Genomic DNA, 24220 nt, shown 5'->3' on the forward strand with positions numbered 1-24220 from the left:
CCGCGCCCGGCGGGGGCAGCCCGAGGCCGACGCCCACCGCGACCGCGTCCGCCGAGGCGTCCCCGGTGCCGACCACCACCGCGCCCAGCCCGGCCGCCACCGAGTCCCCGGCAGGCGGCGGTGGCCCGCAGCACCAGGGCTCGGCCGGCCGGCCCGCCGCGTCCTGACTCCGGAAGAACCTCCGATGACTCCGCGTACCGCCCGCCGGGCGCTGCCCCGGCGCCGCCGGCTCCCGCTGCGCCCGCTGCTGGCCTTCCTGTTCCTGCTCGCCGCGCTGGCCATGCTCATGCTGCGCGGCTACGTCCACAACGAGATCCTCGCCGACCACCGCGTGCGGCCCGAGGCACCCGGCGGGCACGTGCCCGCCGGGGTCACCGACGGCGGTCCCGTCGTCGACACCCGGAACGGCCGCACCGACAGCCTCCGGGTGCCGAAGCGGCGCATCGTGCTCACCTTCGACGACGGCCCCGACCCGACCTGGACGCCCCAGGTCCTCGACGCGCTCAGGCGGAACCACGCGCGGGCCACGTTCTTCGTGACCGGCACGATGACCTCCCGCCACCCCGAGCTGGTCCGACGCATGGTCGCCGAGGGCCACGAGGTGGGCCTGCACACCTTCAACCACCCCGATCTCTCCTTCCAGTCCCGGCGAAGGGTCGACTGGGAGCTGTCCCAGGGGCAGCTGGCCCTCGCGGGCGCGGCCGGCATCCGCAGCTCGCTGTTCCGGCCCCCGTACTCCTCCTTCGCCTCCGCGATGGACGACCGGTCCTGGCCGGTTGCCGAGTACATCGGCGGGCGGGGCTACCTCGTCGTCCTCAACGACCTGGACAGCGAGGACTGGCGCAGGCCGGGGGTGGAGGAGATCATCCGCCGGGCCACGCCCGCGAAGGGCCGGGGCGCGGTCGTCCTGATGCACGACTCCGGCGGCGACCGCAGCCAGACGGTCCGGGCGATCGACACACTGCTGCCCCGGCTCCAGGCCGAGGGCTACCGCTTCCAGACCCTCACCCAGGCGCTCGACGCGCCGAGCGGCGACACCCGGGTCACCGGACTCGGGCTGTGGACCGGCAAGGCGTGGATCGCGCTGGTCGGGGCGGCCGACGGCATCACCACCGTGCTCGTCGCGGGTCTCGCCGTCATCGGCGTCCTGGTCTTCGGCCGGTTCGGGCTGATGCTGCTGCTGTCCGCCGCGCACGCCCGCCGCACCCGCCGCCGCGGCTTCCGGTGGGGCCCGGAACCGGTCACCGAACCGGTGAGCGTGCTGGTGCCCGCCTACAACGAGGCCAAGTGCATCGAGAACACCGTGCGGTCCCTGGCCGGCGGGGAGCACCCGGTGGAGGTCGTCGTGGTCGACGACGGCTCCTCCGACGGCACCGCCCGCATCGTGGAGGGGCTCGCCCTGCCCGGCGTCCGGGTGGTCCGGCAGCACAACGCGGGCAAGCCGGCCGCCCTCAACCGGGGCCTGGCCAACGCCAGTCACGACCTGATCGTGATGATGGACGGCGACACCGTCTTCGAGCCGTCCACCGTCCGCGAACTGGTGCAGCCCTTCGCCGACCCGCGTGTCGGCGCCGTCGCGGGCAACGCCAAGGTCGGCAACAAGGACACGCTCATCGGCGCCTGGCAGCACATCGAGTACGTGATGGGCTTCAACCTGGACCGCCGGATGTACGACGTGCTGCGCTGCATGCCCACCATCCCCGGCGCCGTCGGCGCGTTCCGCCGCACCGCGCTGGAGCGGGTCGGCGGGATGAGCGACGACACCCTCGCCGAGGACACCGACATCACCATGGCCCTGCACCGCGACGGCTGGCGGGTGGTCTACGCGGAGGAGGCCCGCGCCTGGACCGAGGCCCCGGAGTCCCTCGGGCAGTTGTGGTCCCAGCGCTACCGCTGGTCCTACGGCACCATGCAGGCCGTCTGGAAGCACCGCCGGGCCGTGCTGGAGGGCGGACCCTCCGGGCGGTTCGGCCGGGTCGGGCTGCCGCTGGTCTCGCTGTTCATGGTGGTCGCCCCGCTGCTGGCCCCGCTGATCGACCTCTTCCTCGTCTACGGCCTGGTCTTCGGCCCGACCGGCAGGACCATCGCGTCCTGGTTCGCCGTCCTGGCCGTCCAGGCCGTCTGCGCGGCCTACGCCTTCGCGCTGGACCGGGAGCGGCTCACCCCGTTGATCTCCCTGCCGCTCCAGCAACTCCTCTACCGCCAACTCATGTACGTCGTGCTGCTGCAGTCCTGGGTCACGGCACTCACCGGCGGCCGGCTGCGCTGGCAGAAGCTCCGCCGCAAGGGCGGGGTGTCGGCCCCGGTCCCGGCCGAAGGAGCGCTGCGATGACGACGTCACACGAACTGACCGCACCCGCGACCGAATCGGCGCCCGAACCCGTGCGGCGGGCGCCGGTCCGGGACCGGTACTTCGACCTGCTCCGGGCGGTCGCCCTCTTCCGGGTCGTCCTCTACCACCTCATGGGCTGGGCCTGGCTGCCCGTGGTCTTCCCGTCCATGGGCGTGATGTTCGCGCTCGCCGGCAGCCTGATGGCCCGCTCCCTGAAGCGCCCCGCCGTGGACGTCGTCCGGGGCCGGCTGTGCCGGCTGCTGCCCCCGCTCTGGCTGCTGGGCGCGCTCGGGGTGTCCGGCATGGTGCTCCAGGGCTGGCGTCCGGACGCCGAGGGACACCCCGGCTGGTGGTTCGTCCACCTCGGCTTCTGGGTGCTGCCGCTGAGCGACCCGCCGTACGCGGGCACGCTGCCCGGCGTGCACGGGGTGCTCGGGCCGGGCTGGGCGGCCGAACTGGCCGGACCGCTCTGGTACATCCGCGCCTACCTGTGGTTCGTACTGCTCTCCCCGCTCCTGCTGAGAGCGCTGACGGCGATCCCGTGGACCACCGTGCTGGCACCGGTCGCGCTGGCCGCCGCCTTCGAGTTCGGCCACCTCCAGCTCCCCGGCGAGCGCGTCCCCTCGGCGCTGACCGACTTCAGCACCTTCGGCGCCTGCTGGATCGTCGGCATGGCCCACCAGCAGGGGGTGCTGAAGCGCGTCCCGCGCTACGTCGTGCCGTCCCTCGCACCGCCCGTCGCCGGGCTCGGCCTCTGGTACGCGCTCACGCACGGCTTCCGGCAGGGGCACGACATGGACGACATCCCGTTCGCCCAGTCCCTCTGGTCGCTGGCCACCGTGCTGCTCCTGCTGCACATCAGCCCGGTCTGGACCGAGTGGCCCCGGCTGCTGCGCCCCTTCGACCGCCTGGTCACCCTGCTCAACTCCCGGGCGGTGACCATCTATCTCTGGCACAACCTCTGCATCCTGATCGCCTCCACCCTCTGGGACCAGCTCTGGCGCTACGACGTCCTGGACGAGAGGTGCCCCTGGCTCCTGGAGAGCCCCTGGCCCGTCCTCGCCCTCACCTGGGTGCTGATCTGCGGCTGCGTGGTCACCTTCGGATGGGCGGAGGATCTGGCGGCGAAGCGTGAGCCGCAGTTGTGGCCGGACGGCGCTCCGCGCCCGGCCAGCCGCCACCGCGCGGCCTGACCCCGCCGGGGCGCGGGGGGTTCCGGCCGCCGGGCGGGAGGGGCACTGTGGAGGGGAGTGAGAAGACGCCCTCCTGCCCAGGCGGTGACGCAGCGCATGGCACTCGGTACCTCCCGATTCGACGCCGGACGAGACTGCCTGGACCTGCTGGCCACCGCGCACCCGAAGGAACGGATCGGCACGGCAAGGGATTTGACGGCCTGGATCGTGGAGGCGCGGCTGGTGCCGGCGGGAAGTCCGCTGGGGCAGGCCGACGGGGGATGGGTCGCGGACTTCCTCGAACTGCGTTGGCATGTCGAGAGGTTGATGCGGGCCTCTCGCGCCCCCGCCGACTCCCTGGAGGGGGTCAACCGCGCCGCCCGCGCCGCCGCGCCTCCGGCCGTCCGGGCCGTCGCCCAGCAGAACGGTTCGCTCACAAAGGAGTTGGCCGAGATGCCCACGGCGGCCGCCCTCCTCTCCCTCCTCGCCCGTGACGCCGTGGACCTCCTCACCGACCCCCTCGCCCGGGCGGCCGTGCGCGAATGCGCTGCGAAGGGCTGTTCACTGCTGTACCTCGACACCTCGCGCGGACGCCGCCGGCGCTGGTGCTCCAGCGAGGCGTGCGGGAACCGCGAGCGGGTCGCCCGGCACCGGCGGCGGGTCGCCCTCGCCAGGTCCTGAACATCCCGGTACGGCCCAAGTGCCGGAAAGAGGAATCCACTTGACTTCTGTGATTTGGGCTACACCGGGTTTGCCCGACCTGGGGTCAGGGCGGCGCGGGCCTGCTCGGCACCGTGTCGGAAACGTAAAGGTCGCGCGGGGAGAATGTGTGCGCATGTCCCGCTCGTCACACCACCCTTGAGGAAATCACCACCCCACCTTGAACAACCGCGCCTCCCGCCCCGTACGAAGGGGCGAGCGACCGACGGGGGCAAGCCCCGGACACCGGAGGTGGGCGTGCGCAAGGATGCGGCCGTGGCCAATGAACGTGGATCGAGGGCCCGACATCGCATGTCCTCGCAGCCCTCGCAGTCGTCGGAACCCGACGAGGAGTTGATGCGCGCCCTGTACCGGGAGCACGCCGGACCGCTCCTCGCCTATGTCCTCCGGCTGGTCGCCGGTGACCGGCAGCGCGCCGAGGACGTCGTACAGGAAACGCTCATCCGTGCCTGGAAGAACGCCGGTCAGCTCAATCGGGCGACCGGTTCGGTACGCCCCTGGCTGGTGACGGTCGCCCGGCGCATCGTCATCGACGGCCACCGCAGCCGGCAGGCCCGGCCGCAGGAGGTCGATCCGTCGCCGCTGGAGGTCATCCCCGCGGAGGACGAGATCGACAAGGCGCTCTGGCTGATGACGCTGACGGACGCGCTCGACGACCTGACCCCGGCCCACCGGGAGGTGCTCGTCGAGACCTACTTCAAGGGGCGTACCGTCAACGAGGCGGCCCAGACCCTCGGCATACCCAGCGGCACCGTCCGCTCACGGGTGTTCTACGCCCTGCGATCGATGAAGCTGGCGCTGGAGGAGCGGGGGGTGACGGCGTGATGGGTGTGCACGGGGGAATGCGAGGATTCGGCGCGGGGAGTACGGGTATGTCTGGCCCCATGCAGGGATCTCCGGTGCCGAACGAGCACGAGACCGTCGGCGCCTACGCCCTCGGGATCCTCGACGACACCGAGGCGACCGCTTTCGAGGCGCACCTCGCGGGCTGCGAGTGGTGCGCCCAGCAACTGGACGAACTCGCGGGGATGGAGCCCATGCTGGCCGCCCTCGCGGACCTGCCGGGCACCGGCAGCACCCCGGTGATCGGTGAGTCGCTGTCCGCGCGGCCGACCCCGAGGCTGGTCGAGAAGCTGGTCGACGAGGTCGCGGAGCGGCGGGCGGGCAAGCGGCGCCGCGGCTTCTACCTGGTCGCCGCCGCGGCCGCACTGATCATCGGCGGCCCTGTCGCCGTGATGTCGGTCAGCGGTGGTGGCACGAGTGGGACGGCGACCCCGCTGGCCGCCTCCGCCAAGGACCACTTCGACCAGCTGTCCACCAAGGTCACCGGCACGGACGCCGGCACCGGCGTCTCCGCCACCGTCGCCCTGCAGGGCAAGGCGTGGGGCACCGACGCGGTGCTGCGCCTCGGGGGCGTCAAGGGCGAGCAGAAGTGCTCCCTGATCGCGGTCGGCAAGAACGGCGAGCGGCAGACACTCGGCTCCTGGAGCGTCCCCAAGGACGGCTACGGCCTCCCGGACGCCAAGACCGAGCAGGCCCGCAACCCCCTGTTCATCGGGGGCGGCACCGCTCTCCAGCCCGGCGAGATCGACCACTTCGACGTCATGACCCTGGACGGCAGGAAGCTCGTCCAGGTGGACGCCTAGGGGGTGCCTGAAATCACGCCCGCGTAGCTTTGCCGGGTCCTCTTCGCGTACGGTTGACGGCTGCCCAGCACGTCAGAAGGGGGCCCGGTGGCCGCTCAGGTTCAGCATTCCGCGGTCGGCTCGGTCAACGGCGCGAGCGACTCCGTACGGGACCGAGAGATCAGCGTCGAACAGGAACACCTGGACCGGGTGTACCGGCGGCTCGAGGAGAAGATCCACGAGGCCGAGTTCCTGATGCACGACGCGGCCCAGCGCGGCCATGTGGGCACACCGGGCGCGCTGGCCGAGCGGGACGCCCAGGTGTTCCGGGCCGGCATCCATCTCAACCGGCTGAACAACGAGTTCGAGGACTTCCTCTTCGGCCGGGTCGACCTGCTCCTGGGCAAGGACGGCAAGAAGGGCCCGGACGGCGCCTACACCGCCGTCGAGCCCGCCGAGGGGGCCGTGCGGCCCGACAACACCGCAGACATCGCCGAGACCCTGCACATCGGCCGCATCGGCGTGCTGGACGAGGACTACTCGCCGCTGGTCATCGACTGGCGGGCGCCGGCCGCCGCGCCGTTCTACCGCTCCACCCCCGTCGACCCCGGCCGGGTCGTGCGGCGCCGGGTCATCCGCTCCAAGGGCCGCCGGGTCCTCGGCGTCGAGGACGACCTGATGCGCCCCGAGCTGAAGGCCACGCTGCGCGGCGAGGAACTGCCCGTCATCGGCGACGGCGCGCTGATGGCCGCCCTCGGCCAGGCGCGCGGGCACACGATGCGGGACATCGTCTCCTCGATCCAGGCCGAGCAGGACCAGGTCATCCGCGCCCCCGCCGCCTCCGTCACCTACGTGGAGGGCGGCCCCGGCACCGGCAAGACCGCGGTCGCCCTGCACCGCGCGGCCTACCTGCTCTACCAGGACCGCAGACGCTACGCGGGCGGCATCCTGATCGTCTCGCCGACCCCGCTGCTGGTGGCCTACACCGAGGGCGTGCTGCCCTCCCTCGGCGAGGAGGGCCAGGTCGCCATCCGCGCGATCGGCTCCCTGGTCGACGGTGTCGAGGCCACGCTCCACGACTCCCCGGCCGTCGCCCGCGCCAAGGGCTCCTACCGGATGCTGAAGGTGCTGCGCCGGGCCGCGCGCGGCGCCCTCGAACTCGGCACCGGCGCCGGCGCCCTGCCCGACCGGCTCCGCGTGGTCGCCTTCGGCCGCCGCCTGGAGTTGGAGGCCCAGGAGCTGGAGTCCGTGCGCCGCACCGCGCTCGGCGGTACCGCCCCCGTCAACCTGCTCCGTCCCCGCGCCCGCAAGCTGCTGCTGGACGCCCTGTGGGCCAGATCCGGCGCCGCCTCCCGGCACACCGACCCGGAGCTGGCCGCCGAGCTGCGCCTCTCCTTCGACGAGGACGTTGCCGACGAGGACTCCTTCATCGCCTTCCTCGACGCCTGGTGGCCCGAGCTGACCCCCAAGGGCGTGCTCGCCGCCATGGCCGACGAGAGGCGGCTGGGCCGCTGGGCCCGCCGCGTGCTCAACCCGGGCGAGGTCCGCAAGGTCGCCCGCGCGCTGAGGCGGGACGGCTTCTCCGTGCACGACATCGCCATGCTGGACGAGCTCCAGGCGATCCTCGGCGCCCCCGCCCGCCCCCGCAGGAAGCGCGAACTCGACCCGCTGGACCAGCTCACCGGCCTGGACGAGCTGATGCCGGTCCGCGAGGAGACCCAGCGCGAGCGCGCCGAGCGGCTGGCCCAGGAGCGCACCGAGTACGCGCACGTCATCGTGGACGAGGCGCAGGACCTCACGCCGATGCAGTGGCGCATGGTCGGCCGCCGGGGCCGGCACGCCACCTGGACGGTCGTCGGCGACCCCGCCCAGTCCTCGTGGTCCGACCCGGACGAGGCGGCCGAGGCCCGTGACGAGGCCCTGGGCTCCAGGCCCCGGCGCCGCTTCGAGCTGACCGTCAACTACCGCAACCCCGCCGAGATCGCCGAGCTGGCCGCCAAGGTGCTCGCCCTCGCCATGCCCGGCTCCGAGTCCCCCCGCGCCGTACGCTCGACCGGTGTCCGGCCGCGCTTCGAGATCGCCGGGGACTCACCGGCCGACACCGTCCGCGCGGAGGCCGAGCGGCTGCTCTCCCTGGTCGACGGCACCGTCGGCGTCGTCGTCGCCATGAACCGGCGCGAGGAGGCCCGCCGCTGGCTCGCCGGGCTCGGCGACCGCGTGGTCGCCCTCGGCAGCCTGGAGGCCAAGGGCCTGGAGTACGACGCGACCGTGGTCGTCTCCCCGGCCGAGATCGCCGACGAGTCCCCGGCCGGCCTGCGCGTGCTCTACGTCGCCCTCACCCGCGCGACCCAGCAGCTCACGGTCGTCTCCGGCGACCGCGACGAGCCGGACGCGGCCCGCGTCCCGGACCTCCTGCGGGACTGAACGGGGCTGTTTTCCCGCGACCTCGTGCACGGGGGAATGCCCCTCGGGGTCCGTTTGTTAGCCTTGTCGTGGCACCGGCCCGATCCAAGCCCCCGGGCCCAACCATCGTCGCTACGAGCGACCACTTGCCGCGAGGCGAGCATGGCGGGTCGGTGTCATGAGTGTGAGCGAGAGGCCCGCGTCCCTGTGACGCGGGCCTCTCGTGTTGGGTGACCGCCCGAGAACACAACGTCCGCAATCAGAGCCGACTACCACGTACTCGGCGGTAGGTGCGACGATCGGACGGCACAACACGCGACACGGTGAAAGCAGAGGAAGTCGGCCATGGCAACGGCGCCCAGCGTCTCCTACTCGATGACGGTCCGGCTGGAGGTGCCCGCGAGCGGAACGGCCGTATCGCAGCTCACCACCGCCGTCGAGTCCTCCGGAGGCTCGGTCACCGGCCTCGACGTCACCGCCTCCGGGCACGAGAAGCTCCGGATCGACGTCACCATCGCGGCCAGCTCCACCGCGCACGCCGACGAGATCGTCGAGGAGCTGCGCGGCATCGAGGGCGTCACCCTCGGCAAGGTCTCCGACCGAACGTTCCTCATGCACCTCGGCGGCAAGATCGAGATGCAGTCCAAGCACCCCATCCGCAACCGTGACGACCTCTCCATGGTCTACACGCCCGGTGTGGCCCGCGTCTGCATGGCCATCGCGGAGAACCCCGAGGACGCCCGGCGCCTGACCATCAAGCGCAACTCCGTTGCGGTCGTGACGGACGGTTCCGCGGTGCTCGGCCTCGGCAACATCGGCCCCAAGGCCGCGCTGCCGGTCATGGAGGGCAAGGCGGCCCTGTTCAAGCGGTTCGCCGGGATCGACGCCTGGCCGCTGTGCCTGGACACCCAGGACACCGACGCGATCGTGGAGATCGTCAAGGCCATCGCCCCCGGCTTCGCGGGCATCAACCTGGAGGACATCTCCGCGCCGCGCTGCTTCGAGATCGAGGCCCGGCTGCGCGAGGCCCTGGACATCCCGGTCTTCCACGACGACCAGCACGGCACCGCCATCGTCGTGCTCGCCGCGCTGACCAACGCGCTGCGCGTCACCGGGCGTTCGATGGAGTCCATCCGGGTGGTCATGTCCGGCGCCGGAGCGGCCGGTACGGCCATCCTGAAGCTGCTGCTGGCCGCGGGCGTCAAGAACGCCGTCGTGGCCGACATCCACGGCGTGGTGCACGCCGGCCGCGAGGACCTGGTGGACGCCCCCACCGACTCCCCGCTGCGCTGGATCGCGGACAACACCAACCCCGAGAACCTCACCGGCACCCTGAAGGAGGCCGTGCGCGGCGCCGACGTCTTCATCGGCGTCTCCGCCCCGAACGTCCTGGACGGCACCGACGTGGCCGCCATGGCGGACGGCGCGATCGTCTTCGCACTGGCGAACCCGGACCCCGAGGTCGACCCCGCGGTGGCCCGCCGGACGGCCGCCGTGGTGGCCACCGGCCGCTCGGACTTCCCCAACCAGATCAACAACGTGCTGGTCTTCCCCGGTGTCTTCCGGGGCCTGCTGGACGCCCAGTCCCGCACCGTCAACACCGAGATGATGCTCGCGGCCGCGCAGGCGCTCGCCGACGTGGTGACCGAGGACGAGCTGAACCCGAACTACATCGTCCCCAGCGTCTTCAACGACAAGGTCGCCGGCGCGGTGGCCGGGGCCGTCCGGGAGGCCGCCAAGGCGGCCGGAGCGGCGCCTGCGGCGTCTTAGCAGCGGTTGCCGTAGGGTCGGGGAGGTCGTGGGACCGACGCGGCCTCCCCTGCGGCGAGTCGTCGGCTTCCCGGTCGTGACGCCCTCTAGGGTGTCGGCGGGGCAGGCGCTTTTCGTGTGACTCCCCAGGGTGGTCTCATGACTCCTACGGGTGCCGGATTGGCTTTCCCGCCGCAGGTAGGGGCAGGATGCGTCTCTGGGCGCGAGCGCATCGGCATCGATCTCACCTCACGCCTCATTGGCAAGAAGAACACGGGAGTAAGAACATGAACCGCAGTGAGCTGGTGGCCGCGCTGGCCGACCGCGCCGAGGTGACCCGTAAGGACGCCGACGCCGTTCTGGCCGCGTTCGCCGAGGTTGTCGGCGACATCGTCTCCAAGGGCGACGAGAAGGTCACCATCCCCGGCTTCCTGACCTTCGAGCGCACCCACCGTGCCGCTCGTACCGCGCGCAACCCGCAGACCGGTGAGCCCATCAACATCCCGGCCGGCTTCAGCGTGAAGGTCTCCGCGGGCTCGAAGCTCAAGGAAGCCGCGAAGGGCAAGTAAGCACTCCGCTCGGGGCACCGGGCAACTGGGCGCCGCAGTGGGTCCGCGGGCCCGCCCGTGGCTTGTCGCGCAGTTCCCCGCGCCCCTCAAGGGGCACGCCCCGGTGGGCGAAGTCGAAATGGGCGGCCCCCCTGTCACCAGGGGGGCCGCCCATTTCGCGTGTGCGTGAGGACCCGTCAGCCGAGCGCCTTGCCCGGCAGTTCGACCTTCGCGCCGAGTTCCACGAGCTTCTCCATGAAGTTCTCGTACCCGCGGTTGATCAGGTCGATGCCGTGGACCCGCGAGGTGCCCTCGGCGGCGAGGGCCGCGATGAGGTACGAGAAGCCGCCGCGCAGGTCGGGGATCACCAGGTCGGCGCCCTGCAGCTTGGTCGGTCCGGAGACGACCGCCGAGTGCAGGAAGTTGCGCGCGCCGAAGCGGCAGTCCGAGCCGCCCAGGCACTCGCGGTAGAGCTGGATGTGCGCGCCCATCTGGTTCAGCGCCGAGGTGAAGCCGAGCCGGGACTCGTAGACCGTCTCGTGGACGATGGACAGACCCGTGGCCTGGGTGAGGGCCACCACCAGCGGCTGCTGCCAGTCGGTCTGGAAGCCGGGGTGCACGTCCGTCTCCAGCGCGATGGACTTCAGCTGCCCACCGGGGTGCCAGAAGCGGATGCCCTCGTCGTCGATCTCGAAGGCACCGCCGACCTTGCGGTAGGTGTTCAGGAACGTCATCATCGAGCGCTGCTGGGCGCCCCGGACGTAGATGTTGCCACCGGTCGCGAGCGCCGCGGACGCCCAGGAGGCGGCCTCCAGGCGGTCCGGGAGGGCACGGTGGTTGTAGCCGCCGAGCGAGTCCACACCGGTGATGCGGATCGTCCGGTCGGTGTCCATGGCGATGATCGCGCCCATCTTCTGCAGTACGCAGATGAGGTCCTCGATCTCGGGCTCCACGGCCGCGTTGGACAGCTCGGTGACGCCCTCGGCCAGCACGGCCGTCAGCAGCACCTGCTCGGTGGCGCCCACCGACGGGTACGGCAGCTCGATCTTCGTGCCGCGCAGCCGCTGCGGGGCCTCCAGGTACTGGCCGTCCGCCCGCTTCTCGATGGTCGCGCCGAACTGGCGCAGCACGTCGAAGTGGAAGTCGATCGGCCGGCCGCCGATGTCGCAGCCGCCGAGGCCGGGAATGAAGGCGTGGCCCAGGCGGTGCAGCAGCGGGCCGCAGAACAGGATCGGGATACGGCTGGAACCGGCGTGGGCGTCGATGTCGGCGACGTTCGCGCTCTCGACGTAGGTCGGGTCCAGGATCAGCTCGCCCGGCTCCTCGCCCGGCCGCACCGTCACGCCGTGCAACTGGAGCAGGCCGCGCACGACCCGCACGTCTCGGATGTCCGGGACGTTGCGCAGGCGGCTGGGCGCGCTGCCCAGGAGGGCGGCGACCATGGCCTTCGGCACGAGGTTCTTCGCACCGCGGACACGGATCTCGCCCTCCAGCGGGGTTCCGCCGTGGACAAGCAGGACATCGTCGTTGACGGTCATGAATCTCGCGTTCCGATGAGTCGGGCAGGGGTCGGCCGATCACTTTGCGCAGGGGCCGGAGAGACAGGGTAATCGCCGATCACCCTTCGCCCGTAAGCCCGAGTACCCGCCAGCCGCGTCCCGACACGAACGGTTCCCCCGCGGGTACGTCGGGTCACCGGGCCGCCCCGCCTCCGTACGTACGTGCTCCCTGTTCATGCGCCTTGCGGCCCCCGCTCGGGCCCGGGATGCGGGATCATGTCTGGCATGACCGAGGTGTCCTCACTCACAGGGCGGCTGCTCGTGGCGACCCCCGCTCTGGCGGACCCGAACTTCGACCGCGCGGTGGTGCTCCTCCTCGACCACGACGAGGAGGGCTCCCTGGGCGTGGTCCTCAACCGGCCCACCCCGGTGGACGTGCGGGACGTGCTGGCCGGCTGGGCGGCCCTGGCGGGCGAGCCCGGTGTGGTCTTCCAGGGCGGTCCCGTCTCGCTGGACTCCGCGCTCGGCGTCGCCGTGGTCCCCGGCGGCGCGGAGGGGGAGAGAGCGGCGCCGCTCGGCTGGCGGCGGGTGCACGGCGCGATCGGCCTGGTCGACCTGGAGACCCCGCCCGAGCTGGTCGCCTCCGCCCTCGGCGCGCTCCGTATCTTCGCCGGGTACGCGGGCTGGGGACCGGGCCAGCTCCAGGACGAGCTGGACCAGGGGGCCTGGTACGTGGTCGAGTCCGAGCCCGGTGACATCTCCTCCCCGGAGCCGGAACGGCTGTGGCGCGAGGTGCTGAGACGGCAGCGCGGAGACCTCGCGATGGTGGCCACGTATCCGGACGACCCGTCGCTCAACTGATGCCCGTGGGCTTCAGTACCCTTGGCGGTATGAGCACTCTCGAGCCCGAGCGCGGGACTGGTACGGGGACCCTCGTCGAGCCGACACCGCAGGTGTCCCACGGTGACGGCGACCATGAGCGCTTCGCCCACTACGTCCAGAAGGACAAGATCATGGCGAGCGCCCTGGACGGCACCCCCGTCGTGGCGCTGTGCGGCAAGGTCTGGGTGCCGGGCCGCGACCCGAAGAAGTACCCCGTCTGCCCCATGTGCAAGGAGATCTACGAGTCCATGAGCAGCGGTGGCGACAAGGGCGGGGACAAGGACAAGAAGTAGCCCGTCCCGGCCCGCCTCCTCGCCGATCGTCTCCGGCGCCCTTTCCCGCGGCTTTCGCGCGTGTTCCGCCGGGCGCCGGGGCAACGTCCCCCTGACATGTTTCCGTGCCGTGCGCCGAGGTGCTGCGGGGGCTTGAGTGACCGGTGAGACTCATGAGCTGATTCCGGCGCCGGTGGAGGCGTACGGGGGAACGGGTGACGGATTCGCGCTCGGTCCCGGCACCGCCCTGGCGGCCTCGGGTGAGGGCGCAGAGGGCACCGCGCGATGGCTTCGCGCCGCCCTGGGCGGTGCCACCGGCCTGCCCCTGGCCCCGGCCGACGGCACCGCCCGCGACGCCCTGCGGCTCAGCGTCGATCCGTCCCTCACCGGCGAACTCGGCGCCGAGGGCTACCGGCTCGACGTCACGTCCACCGGCGCCGACCTGCGCGGCGGGGGTCCGGCCGGCCTTTTCTGGGGCGCCCAGACACTGCGGCAGCTGCTCGGTCCCGACGCCTTCAGGCGCGCCCCGCTGCCGGGACGTACCTGGCGGCTGCCGCCGGTGCGGATCAGTGACGCGCCCCGGTTCGGCTGGCGGGGCATGCTGCTCGACGTGGCCCGGCACTTCATGCCCAAGGACGGCGTGCTGCGCTATCTCGATCTGCTGGCCGCGCACAAACTCAACGTCCTGCATCTGCACCTGACGGACGATCAGGGCTGGCGCGTCCAGATCGAGCGCTACCCCCGGCTCACCGAGGTCGGCTCCTGGCGCGCGCGGACCAGATTCGGCCACCGTTCCTCCCCCTTCTGGGAGGCGAAGCCGCACGGCGGGTACTACAGCCAGGACGACATCCGGGAGATCGTCTCCTACGCCGCCGAACGGCACATCACCGTCGTGCCGGAAATCGATCTTCCCGGCCACTCCCAGGCCGCCATCGCCGCCCACCCGGAACTCGGCAACACCGACGCCGTCGACACCGCCTCCGTCACCGTCCGCGACGACTGGGGGATCTCCCCGCACGTCCTCGCCCCCACCGAGGCCGTCCTCGCGTTCTACGAGGGCGTCCTGGAGGAGGTGCTGGCGCTCTTCCCGGCGCCCTTCGTGCATCTCGGCGGCGACGAGTGCCCGCCGGACCAGTGGCGGAGGTCGGCCACCGCGCGGGACCGCGCCGCCGCACTCGGGCTCGCGGACGTGGACGGGCTGCGGTCCTGGTTCGCCGGTCGTTTCGGCGCCTGGCTGGCCGCGCGCGGACGCCGGATGCTCGGCTGGGACGAGATCCTCGACGGCCCGCTCCCGCCCGGCGCCGTGGTCTCCTCCTGGCGCGGGCACCGCGGCGGGCGGATGGCCGCGCGGGCCGGGCACGACGTGGTCATGTGCCCCGAGCAGCACGTCTACCTCGACCACCGGCAGGCACCCGGCGAGGACGAGCCCGTGCCCGTCGGCCACGTGAGCACCCTGGCCGACGTCTACCGGTTCGAGCCCGTACCGGACGGCCTCACCGCCGACGAGGCCCGCCATGTGCTGGGCGCCCAGGCCAACATGTGGACCGAGGTGACCGAGGACGCCGCACGCGTGGACTACCAGGTCTTCCCCCGGCTCGCCGCGTTCGCCGAGGTCGCCTGGAGTCCGCTGCCCGCCCCCGGCCGGCGGGACCTGGCGGACTTCGAGCGCCGGATGGGCGCGCACTACCGGCGACTTGACGCCCTCGGCGTCGCCTACCGGCCGCCGGGTGGCCCCCACCCCTGGCAGCGGCGCCCCGGAGTGCCGGGACGGCCCTTCGCCCAACCGCCCGCCGGGCCCGGACCCACGGCCGCCGCGCCCCCGGGCACCCGCCCGGACGCGTAACGGGGAGAACCGTCCATGAGATCACCGAAGCGGGTCAATCGGACCCGATCGAAGATGCTGGTGTAAACGGGACCATCCGCCCGATGGAGTGGGTCAACACCCCTTGGCCGACCCGCGCGTCCGAGCCTTGCGAAGATGTGCCAGAGTTGCCACGTCCGCCCTGTCAGCACGTACCGTACGGCAGCACAGGCGCGACCAGGTGGGGCAGCGGGAAGGGGCAGCCGGTTTGACCACGCACGCACCGCAGGCGGCACAGGCCGTCACGCTGCCCACGACGCTGGACGAGGCGGTGGCGGCCCTGACCGCCATGCCCGCCGCGGTCCCCGTCGCCGGCGGCACCGACCTCATGGCTGCCGTCAACTCCGGGCAGCTCAGGCCCGCCGCGCTGGTCGGCCTCGGCCGGATCAGCGAGATCCGCGGCTGGCAGTACCAGGACGGCCACGCGCTGCTCGGCGCCGGCCTCACCCACGCCCGCATGGGCCGACCCGACTTCGCCGCGCTGATCCCGGCGCTCGCCGCCGCCGCGCGCGCCGCCGGGCCGCCGCACATCCGCAACGCGGGCACCCTCGGCGGCAACATCGCCTCCGCCGCACCCACCGGCGACGCGCTGCCGGTGCTGGCCGCGCTGGAGGCCACGCTGATCGTCGCCGGACCGGGCGGCGCCCGCCGCGAGGTACCCGTCTCGCACCTGCTGGCCGGGGTCGAGATGCTCCGCGGCGGCGAACTCATCGGCTACGTCCGGGTTCCGCTGCTGCACGCCCCCCAGGTCTTCCTCAAGGCCACCGGACGCACCGGGCCCGGCCGCTCGGTCGCCTCCGTCGCCCTCGTCCTCGACCCCGCGCGGCGCGGAGTGCGGTGCGCGGTGGGCGCCATAGCGCCGATGCCGCTGCGCCCGCTGGACGCCGAGCAGTGGGTCGCGCAGCTCATCGACTGGGACAACGACCGCGCCCTGGTCCCCGAAGCCCTGCGGGCGTTCGGCGAGTACGTCGCCGCGGCCTGCATCCCCGACCCGGTGGCGGAGCCGGACGGCACGGTCGTCCCGCTGCCGCCCGCGGTACTGCACCTGCGGCGCACCGTCGCCGCGCTGGCACGACGAGCACTGGGGAGGGCGCTGTCGTGACCGACGACCAGCGCGGACACGAGGACGACACGTCCCAGGGCGGCGGCCGCTGGAACCCGCTGCCCCAGGGCGAGTACGACGACGGCGCGACCGCCTTCGTCCAGCTTCCCGAGGGCGGCATCGACGCCCTGCTGGCCGGTGACAGCCCGCTGGCCGCGCCGGGCCACAGCTATGTGCCGCCCCGGATAACGACCCCGCCCGAGGGCGAGGACGCCTGGGGCGCCCAGGAGCAGTGGTCCGCGCGGGACGCCGCCCCGCCCCGGCAGCCGCACGACGGCGACCGGTTCACCTACCCGCCGCAGGCGCAGGGGCACTGGGCCCCCGAGGAGACCGCCGCCGCGCCCGGCCACGACGTCACCGGGCAGTGGTCCGTGCCGGTCGCCGGGGGCGACCTGCCCGACGAGTCCGGTGAGTTCACCACCTCCGCGCTGGCCGAGCAGTGGGGCGCGGCCCCGTCCGTCCTGCCCGGCGGCGCCGCCGCGCCCTGGGTCACGGACACGATCGGCGGGACGTGGGGACCTCAGGAGCCCGCGGCACCCGAGGGGGAGCCCGCGGCGCCGGAGGAGGAGCCAGCGGCGCCGGAGGAGGAGCCCGCGCCTGCCGCGGGGGCCGAGGAGCCCGTCGGGGCGGACGAGCGCGCCGAGGACGGCGAGAGCCCCGCACAAGCCCCTGAGGGCGTCTCTGACGGCCCCTCGGACGAGAGTGCGCCCGAGGAGGCCGAGCCGGCCCCCGAGGCCGTCGAGGAGCCCGTCGCGGCCGATACGGCGGACATCGCCGAAGAGGACGCCGAGGACGAGGAACCGCCGCCACCGCCCCGGGACGAACACCCCCTCGCCTCCTTCGTGCTGCGCGTCAACGGCGCCGACCGGCCCGTCACCGACGCCTGGATCGGCGAGTCCCTGCTCTACGTGCTGCGCGAGCGCCTCGGCCTCGCGGGCGCCAAGGACGGCTGCTCGCAGGGCGAGTGCGGCGCCTGCAACGTCCAGGTCGACGGACGGCTCGTGGCCTCCTGCCTGGTCCCGGCGGTGACCGCCGCGGGCAGCGAGGTCCGTACCGTCGAGGGCCTGGCCACCGGCGGCCGGCCCTCCGACGTGCAGCGGGCGCTCGCCCGGTGCGGCGCCGTGCAGTGCGGCTTCTGCGTACCCGGCATCGCCATGACCCTCCACGACCTGCTGGAGGGCAACCCCGCCCCCACCGAGCTGGAGACCCGCCAGGCCCTCTGCGGCAACCTGTGCCGCTGCTCCGGCTACCGGGGCGTGCTCGACGCCGTACGCGACGTCGTCGCCGAGCGCGAGGCCGGCCTCGGCGCCGAAGCCGAGCCGGACGACGGGACCGCGCGCATCCCGCACCAGGCGGGCCCCGGCTCCGGTGGCGTGCACCCCTCGGCGTTCGAAGCGCCCGGCGCCTTCGGCGCGTTCGGCATCCCGCACGACTCGCAGGACCACCCGCACGACCCGCACCACGGCCAGGACGGAGGCCAGGCGTGAGCGACGAAGCCGCCACCGCGGCCACGGCGGCGGAAGCCCCCGCGGCCGAGCCGCTGCCGCACGGCCTGGGCGCCTCCCTGCCCCACGCCGACGCCCGCGCCAAGACCGAGGGCACCTTCCCCTACGCGGCCGACCTGTGGGCCGAGGGCCTGCTGTGGGCCGCCGTGCTGCGCTCCCCGCACGCGCACGCGCGCATCGTCTCCATCGACACCACGCACGCGCGCGCCATGCCCGGCGTGCGGGCCGTCGTGACCCACGAGGACGTGCCCGGCACCTCCCGGCACGGCCGGGGCACCCCGGACCGCCCGGTGTTCGCCTCCGACGTGGTCCGCCACCACGGCGAGCCCATCGCCGCCGTCGCCGCCGACCACCCCGACACCGCCCGGATGGCCGCCGCCGCCGTCATCGTCGAGTACGAACCCCTCGACCCGGTCACCGACCCCGAGCACGCCTTCGAGGCCGAGCCGCTGCACCCGGACGGCAACCTGATCCGGCACATCCCGCTGCGCCACGGGGACCCCGACGCGGCCGGCGAGATCGTCGTGGAGGGCCTGTACCGCATCGGCCGCCAGGATCCCGCGCCCATCGGGGCCGAGGCCGGACTCGCCGTACCGCGCCCGGACGGCGGGGTGGAGCTGTACCTCGCCTCCACCGACCCGCACAGCGACCGCAACACCGCCGCCGCCTGCTTCGGGCTGCCCGCCGACCGCGTGAAGATCGTGGTCACCGGCGTGCCCGGTGCCAGCGCCGACCGCGAGGACCAGGGCTTCCAACTGCCGCTCGGTCTGCTCGCGCTGCGCACCGGCTGCCCGGTGAAGCTCACCGCGAGCCGCGAGGAGTCCTTCCTCGGGCACGCCCACCGCCACCCCACCCTGCTGCGCTACCGCCACCACGCGGACGCCGAGGGCAGACTCGTCAAGGTCGAGGCGCAGATCCTGCTGGACGCGGGGGCCTACGCCGACACCTCCGCCGACGCCCTGGCCGCCGCGGTCTCCTTCGCGTGCGGCCCCTACGTGGTGCCCAACGCCTTCATCGAGGGCTGGGCCGTGCGCACCAACAACCCGCCCTCCGGCCACGTACGCGGCGAGGGCGCCATGCAGGTGTGCGCCGCCTACGAGGCGCAGATGGACAAACTGGCCAGGAAACTGGGCCTGGACCCGGCCGAGATGCGGCTGCGCAACGTCCTGGCCACCGGCGACGTCCTCCCCATCGGCCAGACCGTGACCTGCCCGGCCCCGGTGGCCGAACTCCTCACCGCGGTAAGGGACTTCCCGCTGCCGGCGCTGCCCAAGGACGGCCCCGAGGAGGACTGGCTGCTGCCCGGCGGCCCCGAGGGCGCGGGCGAGCCGGGCGCGGTGCGCCGCGGCGTCGGCTACGGCCTCGGCATGGTGCACATGCTCGGCGCGGAGGGCACCGACGAGGTCTCCACCGCGACCGTACGCGTCCACGACGGCGTCGCCACCGTGCTCTGCGCGGCCGTGGAGGCCGGGCAGGGGTTCAGCACGCTGGCCCGGCAGATCGTGCAGGAGACGCTCGGCATCGACGAGGTGCACGTGGCGCCGGTCGACACCGACCAGCCCCCGGCCGGCCCCGGCTGCCGGGGCCGGCACACCTGGGTCTCCGGCGGGGCGGTGGAGCGGGCGGCCAAGATGGTCCGCACCCAGCTCCTGCAGCCGCTGGCGCACCAGTTCGGCATGTCCACCGAGCTGCTCCAGATCGCCGACGGCAAGATCACCTCGTACGACGGGGTGCTCTCCACCACCGTCAGCGAGGCGCTGGAGGGCAAGGAACTGTGGGCCACCGCCCAGTGCCGACCCCACCCCACCGAACCGCTGGACGGCGCCGGGCAGGGAGACGCGTTCGTCGGCCTCGCCTTCTGCGCGATCCGCGCGGTGGTCGACGTCGACGTGGAACTGGGCTCGGTACGGGTGGTGGAGCTCGCGGTCGCGCAGGACGTGGGCCGGGTGCTCAACCCCGCGCAGCTCGCGGCGCGGATCGAGGGCGGGGTCACGCAGGGCGTGGGCATCGCGCTCACCGAGAACCTCCGTACGCCGCGCGGGCTGATCCGTCATCCCGACCTCACCGGGTACGCGCTGCCGACCGCGCTGGACGTGCCGGACATCCGGATCGTGAAGCTGGTCGAGGAGCGGGACGTGGTGGCGCCGTTCGGCGCGAAGCCGGTCAGCGCCGTGCCGGTGGTGACGTCGCCGGCGGCGATCGCGTCGGCGGTGCGGGCGGCGACCGGGCGGCCGGTGAACAGGCTGCCCATCCGGCCGCAGGCGGCCGTGGTCAACGCGCGGTGAGGCGGTCTGCGTTCGGCCCGGGGGCTTTCGTTCTGATCGTGCCGGACCCCGCGAGCCCGGCATGATCCAAGCGAGAGGCCCCAGGTCGCCCGTCCGGATGAACCGGCTTCCCTGAGGCAACGCGGTCGCGTCCCGCCGCGTCTTCCGGCCCGGGGCGTTGTCAGTGGTGCGGTCTAGGGTTCTCGGAGTCGGGGGAGGGCCGCCGCGCGCGAAGCCCGCCGTACCGAGACCGATCGCGGGGGAGCGAGCCATGAGCATGACCGATGCCGGGGTCACGGCGATCACGCTGACCGAGGCCGAGCTGGACCCCTGGGTCACGCACGCGCCCACCCGCGGGCTGCTCGCCGGTCCCGGAGTGCCCCCCGACACCGGTCCGCTGACCTTCGCCCCGCTGCGCGCGCACGGGCTGCGCAGGCTCGCCGACGCGACCGACGGCCCGTTCCGGCTCGCGGACGAGCTGCGGGACCGGCTGGTCATCGGAGAACTGCTCGACCCGGCCGGCACGCGGCGCGAGTCGATACTGCTCGACGGTGCCACGGGGGAGATCACCACCGCGTACCTCACCGACCCGTCGTACCCGCGGCCCTTCGCGCCCTCGCTCACCACCATGCTCCGCTTCGCCGCCGTCACCGAGGAACTGGCGGGCCTGCGCGGCCGGTTCGCCTCCCTCGCCGGCCGGTACGGGCCGACCGTCGCCGGTGAGGCGTCCCGCCGGCTGCTGGCGCTGTTCGAGGCGGGGACGGACGGCGCGGTCCCGGTGTACTGGAAGGCGGCCGCGCTGATCCGCCCGCTGTCCCTGGTCGCGGCGCCGGGGCTGGCCGGGCTGGTGCTGGAGATGCCGGGGCGGCTGCTGGACCAGGAGTTCGGGCACGGGCGCGTGGTCCGCTTCGAGGAGACCGACTTCCCGCCGGCGCTCACCCACGAACCGACGCGCCGCTTCCTCCGCGAGACGGGACTGCCGGAGGAGGTGGTCGACACCGAGCTGCTGCTGCCGGCGCTGGCGGAGTGTTACGCGGACGACTCCGAGCCCGGCCACCTGATCCGCCTCGGCTCCCTCACCCCGGACACCACCCTCGTCCTCGACGGCCGCACCGGCGCGGTCCTCACCCGCACGGACGCCGCCCTCCACCCCCTCAACACCGACGTCTCCACCCTGGCCTTCACCCTCTGGCTCCTCCACCACGAGCGCACGATCGACGCCCACCTGTCCCACGAGCTGACGACGCTCGCCTACGACCAGCTGGCCGCGGCGATGCTCGACACCCTGGCGGTCCTGGACCCGACGGGGGTGTCGCCCGGCGGCTCGTGGCACTACTGGACGGAACTGCTGCGGGGAGAGGCGGGCGGGGTGCTCTGAGGGGCGCTCGGCCCCTGACGTTCTGCCCCCTCTGCGCCCTCGCCGCGCCCTGCCCTCATTTCGGAGTGCACCGGCACGCTCGGAAGCATGGGGGACGACGCGAGCATCATCCCGTTGCCCGGACCCGACCACCATCGACAGCCGGCGCCCGACGCTCCCCGGCCCTGGGAGAACGCCGACCGCGCCCAGGCCGCGATGGAAGGGGCGACCGGACCCGAGCCGCCCGAGCCGCCGGCCTGTCGCCACTGCGGACTGACCGGCGACCGGCGCATCACCTACTACGACGTCCACGTCCTGCTCGAACCGGGCCTGTTCGTGCCCGCACACATGGTGCCCGCCTGGCACCGCTGGTACGTGGACACCAACGACGTGGCCTGGAACAGCCGCGAGACGGAGCCCGGCCCCGGCGAGATCTGCCGCATACCGCACCTGATCGTCTGTCCGGGACTGACCCTGGAGGAGATCGGCCTCTGGCGCCGGCTGGACGCCGTACGCGAGGAGAACGCCCGCCGGGCCCGCCGCGAGGCGGACGACGAGCACCTCCCGCAGCCGTGGCCGGACATCGGCTGAGGCACCCCGCCCACCCGCGACCAAGTCGGAGGCCGTGGCGGGAATCGAACCCGCGTAACTCGCTTTGCAGGCGAGTCCCTGAGCCACTCGGGCACACGGCCGTGTGTCGTGGAACGAACCTAGGGCGGGCCGGGGGAGGGGGCAAGGGTGGACGAGGGGGTGCAATGTGACTGTCATGCGGTGTTCACAGGGGGTGGGCGGCCTACGGCGGAGGTCGTAGGGGCGGCGGGGCTTCCGACAGGTGTCACCCTCGGCCATGGGCCTTACTCTGGCCCCTATGGCCACCCTTGAGTCTTCCGACAGTGCTGTCGCCGGCACGGCCCCCGACCAGGACGAGGGCGGGGTGCTGGGGCGGGCGCATCGGGCGCTCAGCGTGGGGATCGTTTCCGTGGTGATGCTGATCGCGTTCGAGGCGACCGCGATCGGGACCGTGATGCCGGTCGCGGCGCGTGAGCTGGACGGGGTGTCGCTCTACGCGTTCGCGTTCTCCGGGTACTTCACCACCAGCCTCACCGGCATGGTGCTCGCCGGGCAGTGGGCGGACCGGAGGGGGCCGCTGGCCGCGCTGGCCACCGGGATCGGGGCGTTCGCGGGCGGGCTCGTGGTGTCCGGGACCGCGCAGGTGATGTGGGTGTTCATCCTGGGGCGGGCGGTGCAGGGGTTCGGCGGCGGGCTGGTGATCGTCGCCGTGTACGTGGTCGTCGGCCGGGCCTACCCGGAACGGCTGCGGCCCGCCATCATGGCGGGCTTCGCCGCCGCGTGGGTGGTGCCGTCCATCGTCGGACCGCTCGCCTCCGGCGCCGTCGCGGAGCACCTCGGGTGGCGGTGGGTGTTCCTCGGCATCCCGCTGCTCGTCCTGCTCCCGCTGGGCCTGGCCCTCCCGCAGATCCGGCGCCGGGCGGGCGGGCCCGTGGACCACGACGCCGGCACCCCCGCCTTCGACCGGCGCCGCATCCGGCTGGCGCTCGCCGTCTCGCTGGGCGCAGGGCTCGTGCAGTACGCGGCGCAGGACCTGCGGCCGCTCTCGCTGGTGCCCGGCGCACTCGGTGCCGCCCTGCTGGTGCCCGCCGTGCTGCGGCTGCTGCCGAAGGGGACGTACCGGGCCGCGCGCGGACTGCCCTCCGTCGTGCTGCTGCGCGGGCTGTCGGCGGGGTCGTTCATCGCGGCGGAGTCCTTCGTACCGCTGATGCTCGTCACCCAGCGGGGGTTGTCGCCGACGCTCGCCGGGTTCTCGCTGGCCGCGGGCGGCCTGACCTGGGCGGCGGCGTCGTGGGTGCAGTCGCGGGACCGGATGGAGCCGTACCGGGAGCGGCTGATGACGTTCGGGATGGTGCTGGTGGCAGCTGCCGTCGCCGTCGCGCCCGCGGTGCTCGTCCCCGCCGTGCCGGTGTGGACCGTCGCCGTCGCGTGGGGGTTCGGCTGCTTCGGGATGGGGCTGGTGATCTCCTCCACCAGCGTCCTCCTGCTCAAGCTCTCCGCACCCTCCGAGGCCGGCGCCAACTCCGCCGCCCTCCAGATCTCCGACGCCCTCTCCAACGTCGTCCTCCTGGCCGCGGCGGGAGCGGCCTTCGCCACCCTCGGCAGCGACGGCACCACCGCCTACGCGGCGGTCTTCCTGCCCATGGCGGCGGTGGCGGTGGTGGGGGCGTGGGTGACGACGCGGCTGCGGGCGTCGGCGGGTGGTACCACTTAGACCCCACTCCGGTGGTACCGGTTTGGTATGGCTATGAACCTGCGTCTCCGCGACGACCAGACGGAAGCCCTGAAGCTGCGCGCGGAAGAGGAGGGGGTCAGCATGCACGCCATACTCCTGCGGGCCGTGGACGACTACCTGGCGCGGACGGCGCACGAGATGCTGGTCCGCAAGGCGGCGAAGGAGCAGACCGCCAAGTGGGCCGAGCTGCTGGATCGGCTGAAGTGACCTGCGTCTACCTGTCCGCCGAGGACGTCCTGTCCATCGCCGGGCACGCCGTCGACGACCAAGACGTGGTCGTTCGTGACGTGGGTCTGCTGGAGTCCGCCGTGCACCGGCCCTCGGCCGCGATGTTCGGGCAGGAGGCGTACACGGACCTTTTCGACAAGGCTGCGGCGCTCCTCCAGTCCCTGGCGATCAACCGTCCTTTCATCGACGGCAACAAGCGCACGGCCTGGGCGTCCTGCATGGTCTTCTTGGCCATGAACGGGCGTCAGCTGCGGGCGGACATCGACGCGGGCGAGCGGCTCGTGATCGCTGTGGCGACCGGGAGCACGGACGAGATCAAGGTCATCGCGGAGGCGCTGCGGGACCTGGTCGAACCGGCGGTGTGACCTCGGTCCCACCCGCCCCGCCCCCCGCCCC

20 protein-coding genes and 1 tRNA gene are annotated in these 24220 nt (G+C 73.2%); 19 read left to right on the forward strand and 2 right to left on the reverse strand.

The annotated features are described in order from the left end of the window. The first annotated feature begins 184 nt into the window (after positions 1-184). The 8 genes from ACWCV3_RS01725 to ACWCV3_RS01760 all read left to right on the forward strand — a co-directional run bounded on the left by ACWCV3_RS01725 (position 185) and on the right by ACWCV3_RS01760 (position 10570). Positions 185-2332 carry a bifunctional polysaccharide deacetylase/glycosyltransferase family 2 protein gene (locus ACWCV3_RS01725; protein ID WP_451216814.1) on the forward strand — a complete coding sequence of 716 codons (2148 nt, stop codon included), beginning with the start codon at positions 185-187 and terminating at the stop codon, positions 2330-2332. After that, positions 2329-3525 carry an acyltransferase family protein gene (locus tag ACWCV3_RS01730; RefSeq protein WP_451216817.1) on the forward strand — a complete coding sequence of 399 codons (1197 nt, stop codon included), beginning with the start codon at positions 2329-2331 and terminating at the stop codon, positions 3523-3525. The genes ACWCV3_RS01725 and ACWCV3_RS01730 overlap by 4 nt, the downstream gene beginning before the upstream one ends. Before the next feature lie 96 nt (positions 3526-3621). Continuing rightward, entirely contained in the window at positions 3622-4185 is a 564-nt protein-coding gene (locus ACWCV3_RS01735; RefSeq protein WP_451216820.1) for an ABATE domain-containing protein, read from the forward strand. A 270-nt stretch (positions 4186-4455) separates the two neighbouring features. Next, a complete protein-coding gene (locus tag ACWCV3_RS01740; protein ID WP_030810966.1) occupies positions 4456-5049 on the forward strand; it encodes a sigma-70 family RNA polymerase sigma factor in 594 nt (197 codons plus the stop codon). Next, positions 5049-5870 carry an anti-sigma factor family protein gene (locus ACWCV3_RS01745; protein WP_451216823.1) on the forward strand — a complete coding sequence of 274 codons (822 nt, stop codon included), beginning with the start codon at positions 5049-5051 and terminating at the stop codon, positions 5868-5870. Before ACWCV3_RS01740 ends, ACWCV3_RS01745 begins: the two co-directional genes overlap by 1 nt. Positions 5871-5957: 87 nt before the next feature. Beyond that, entirely contained in the window at positions 5958-8273 is a 2316-nt protein-coding gene (locus ACWCV3_RS01750; protein WP_451216826.1) for a HelD family protein, read from the forward strand. 324 nt (positions 8274-8597) lie between these two features. After that, complete coding sequence (locus ACWCV3_RS01755; protein ID WP_451216829.1) at positions 8598-10022, forward strand: malic enzyme-like NAD(P)-binding protein; 1425 nt, start codon at positions 8598-8600, stop codon at positions 10020-10022. Positions 10023-10288: 266 nt separating this feature from the next. Further along, on the forward strand, positions 10289-10570 hold the full coding sequence (locus tag ACWCV3_RS01760) for an HU family DNA-binding protein (RefSeq protein ID WP_018549700.1): 282 nt from the start codon (positions 10289-10291) through the stop codon (positions 10568-10570). Between the two features lie 176 nt (positions 10571-10746). Here ACWCV3_RS01760 and murA read toward each other — a convergent pair whose 3' ends face one another. Then, positions 10747-12087, reverse strand: a complete 1341-nt coding sequence (gene murA, locus ACWCV3_RS01765) for a UDP-N-acetylglucosamine 1-carboxyvinyltransferase (RefSeq protein ID WP_086692840.1) — start codon at positions 12085-12087, stop codon at positions 10747-10749. A 246-nt stretch (positions 12088-12333) separates the two neighbouring features. Between murA and ACWCV3_RS01770 the strand changes: the two genes are divergently transcribed. The 8 genes from ACWCV3_RS01770 to ACWCV3_RS01805 all read left to right on the forward strand — a co-directional run bounded on the left by ACWCV3_RS01770 (position 12334) and on the right by ACWCV3_RS01805 (position 21882). Then, entirely contained in the window at positions 12334-12909 is a 576-nt protein-coding gene (locus ACWCV3_RS01770) for a YqgE/AlgH family protein (protein ID WP_451216833.1), read from the forward strand. A gap of 29 nt (positions 12910-12938) precedes the next feature. Continuing rightward, complete coding sequence (locus ACWCV3_RS01775; RefSeq protein ID WP_030810948.1) at positions 12939-13223, forward strand: DUF3039 domain-containing protein; 285 nt, start codon at positions 12939-12941, stop codon at positions 13221-13223. 136 nt (positions 13224-13359) lie between these two features. Beyond that, positions 13360-15045 carry a beta-N-acetylhexosaminidase gene (locus ACWCV3_RS01780; protein ID WP_451216836.1) on the forward strand — a complete coding sequence of 562 codons (1686 nt, stop codon included), beginning with the start codon at positions 13360-13362 and terminating at the stop codon, positions 15043-15045. Positions 15046-15271: 226 nt separating this feature from the next. After that, entirely contained in the window at positions 15272-16165 is an 894-nt protein-coding gene (locus ACWCV3_RS01785) for an FAD binding domain-containing protein (RefSeq protein WP_451216838.1), read from the forward strand. Further along, complete coding sequence (locus ACWCV3_RS01790) at positions 16162-17652, forward strand: (2Fe-2S)-binding protein (protein WP_451216841.1); 1491 nt, start codon at positions 16162-16164, stop codon at positions 17650-17652. Before ACWCV3_RS01785 ends, ACWCV3_RS01790 begins: the two co-directional genes overlap by 4 nt. Further along, on the forward strand, positions 17649-19955 hold the full coding sequence (locus ACWCV3_RS01795) for a xanthine dehydrogenase family protein molybdopterin-binding subunit (protein ID WP_451216844.1): 2307 nt from the start codon (positions 17649-17651) through the stop codon (positions 19953-19955). The genes ACWCV3_RS01790 and ACWCV3_RS01795 overlap by 4 nt, the downstream gene beginning before the upstream one ends. A gap of 250 nt (positions 19956-20205) precedes the next feature. Next, positions 20206-21312, forward strand: a complete 1107-nt coding sequence (locus ACWCV3_RS01800; RefSeq protein WP_451216847.1) for an SUKH-4 family immunity protein — start codon at positions 20206-20208, stop codon at positions 21310-21312. Positions 21313-21399: 87 nt separating this feature from the next. After that, positions 21400-21882 carry a DUF6083 domain-containing protein gene (locus tag ACWCV3_RS01805; RefSeq protein WP_451216850.1) on the forward strand — a complete coding sequence of 161 codons (483 nt, stop codon included), beginning with the start codon at positions 21400-21402 and terminating at the stop codon, positions 21880-21882. 29 nt (positions 21883-21911) lie between these two features. On the opposite strand, the gene ACWCV3_RS01810 is transcribed toward ACWCV3_RS01805, so the two are convergent. Further along, positions 21912-21983 (reverse strand) — tRNA-Cys (locus tag ACWCV3_RS01810). 176 nt (positions 21984-22159) lie between these two features. Between ACWCV3_RS01810 and ACWCV3_RS01815 the strand changes: the two genes are divergently transcribed. From ACWCV3_RS01815 to ACWCV3_RS01825, 3 genes are read left to right on the forward strand one after another with little or no spacing between them, the layout of a single operon-like run. After that, complete coding sequence (locus tag ACWCV3_RS01815; protein WP_451216853.1) at positions 22160-23575, forward strand: MFS transporter; 1416 nt, start codon at positions 22160-22162, stop codon at positions 23573-23575. Positions 23576-23602: 27 nt separating this feature from the next. Beyond that, on the forward strand, positions 23603-23803 hold the full coding sequence (locus ACWCV3_RS01820) for a CopG family transcriptional regulator (protein WP_451216856.1): 201 nt from the start codon (positions 23603-23605) through the stop codon (positions 23801-23803). Then, complete coding sequence (locus tag ACWCV3_RS01825) at positions 23800-24189, forward strand: type II toxin-antitoxin system death-on-curing family toxin (protein WP_451216859.1); 390 nt, start codon at positions 23800-23802, stop codon at positions 24187-24189. The genes ACWCV3_RS01820 and ACWCV3_RS01825 overlap by 4 nt, the downstream gene beginning before the upstream one ends. Positions 24190-24220 lie beyond the last annotated feature (31 nt).

The sequence above is a fragment of the Streptomyces sp. NPDC001781 genome (assembly GCF_053596035.1).

Bases quoted from the DNA above. Each gene is read 5' to 3' on its own strand.
- ACWCV3_RS01735 (WP_451216820.1), top strand. From the start codon at position 3,622: ATGGCACTCGGTACCTCCCGATTCGACGCCGGACGAGACTGCCTGGAC.
- ACWCV3_RS01730 (WP_451216817.1), top strand. From the start codon at position 2,329: ATGACGACGTCACACGAACTGACCGCACCCGCGACCGAATCGGCGCCC.
- ACWCV3_RS01820 (WP_451216856.1), top strand. From the start codon at position 23,603: ATGGCTATGAACCTGCGTCTCCGCGACGACCAGACGGAAGCCCTGAAG.
- ACWCV3_RS01745 (WP_451216823.1), top strand. From the start codon at position 5,049: ATGGGTGTGCACGGGGGAATGCGAGGATTCGGCGCGGGGAGTACGGGT.
- ACWCV3_RS01775 (WP_030810948.1), top strand. From the start codon at position 12,939: ATGAGCACTCTCGAGCCCGAGCGCGGGACTGGTACGGGGACCCTCGTC.
- ACWCV3_RS01760 (WP_018549700.1), top strand. From the start codon at position 10,289: ATGAACCGCAGTGAGCTGGTGGCCGCGCTGGCCGACCGCGCCGAGGTG.
- ACWCV3_RS01800 (WP_451216847.1), top strand. From the start codon at position 20,206: ATGAGCATGACCGATGCCGGGGTCACGGCGATCACGCTGACCGAGGCC.
- ACWCV3_RS01755 (WP_451216829.1), top strand. From the start codon at position 8,598: ATGGCAACGGCGCCCAGCGTCTCCTACTCGATGACGGTCCGGCTGGAG.
- ACWCV3_RS01815 (WP_451216853.1), top strand. From the start codon at position 22,160: ATGGCCACCCTTGAGTCTTCCGACAGTGCTGTCGCCGGCACGGCCCCC.
- ACWCV3_RS01770 (WP_451216833.1), top strand. From the start codon at position 12,334: ATGACCGAGGTGTCCTCACTCACAGGGCGGCTGCTCGTGGCGACCCCC.
- ACWCV3_RS01805 (WP_451216850.1), top strand. From the start codon at position 21,400: ATGGGGGACGACGCGAGCATCATCCCGTTGCCCGGACCCGACCACCAT.
- murA (WP_086692840.1), bottom strand. From the start codon at position 12,087: ATGACCGTCAACGACGATGTCCTGCTTGTCCACGGCGGAACCCCGCTG.
- ACWCV3_RS01725 (WP_451216814.1), top strand. From the start codon at position 185: ATGACTCCGCGTACCGCCCGCCGGGCGCTGCCCCGGCGCCGCCGGCTC.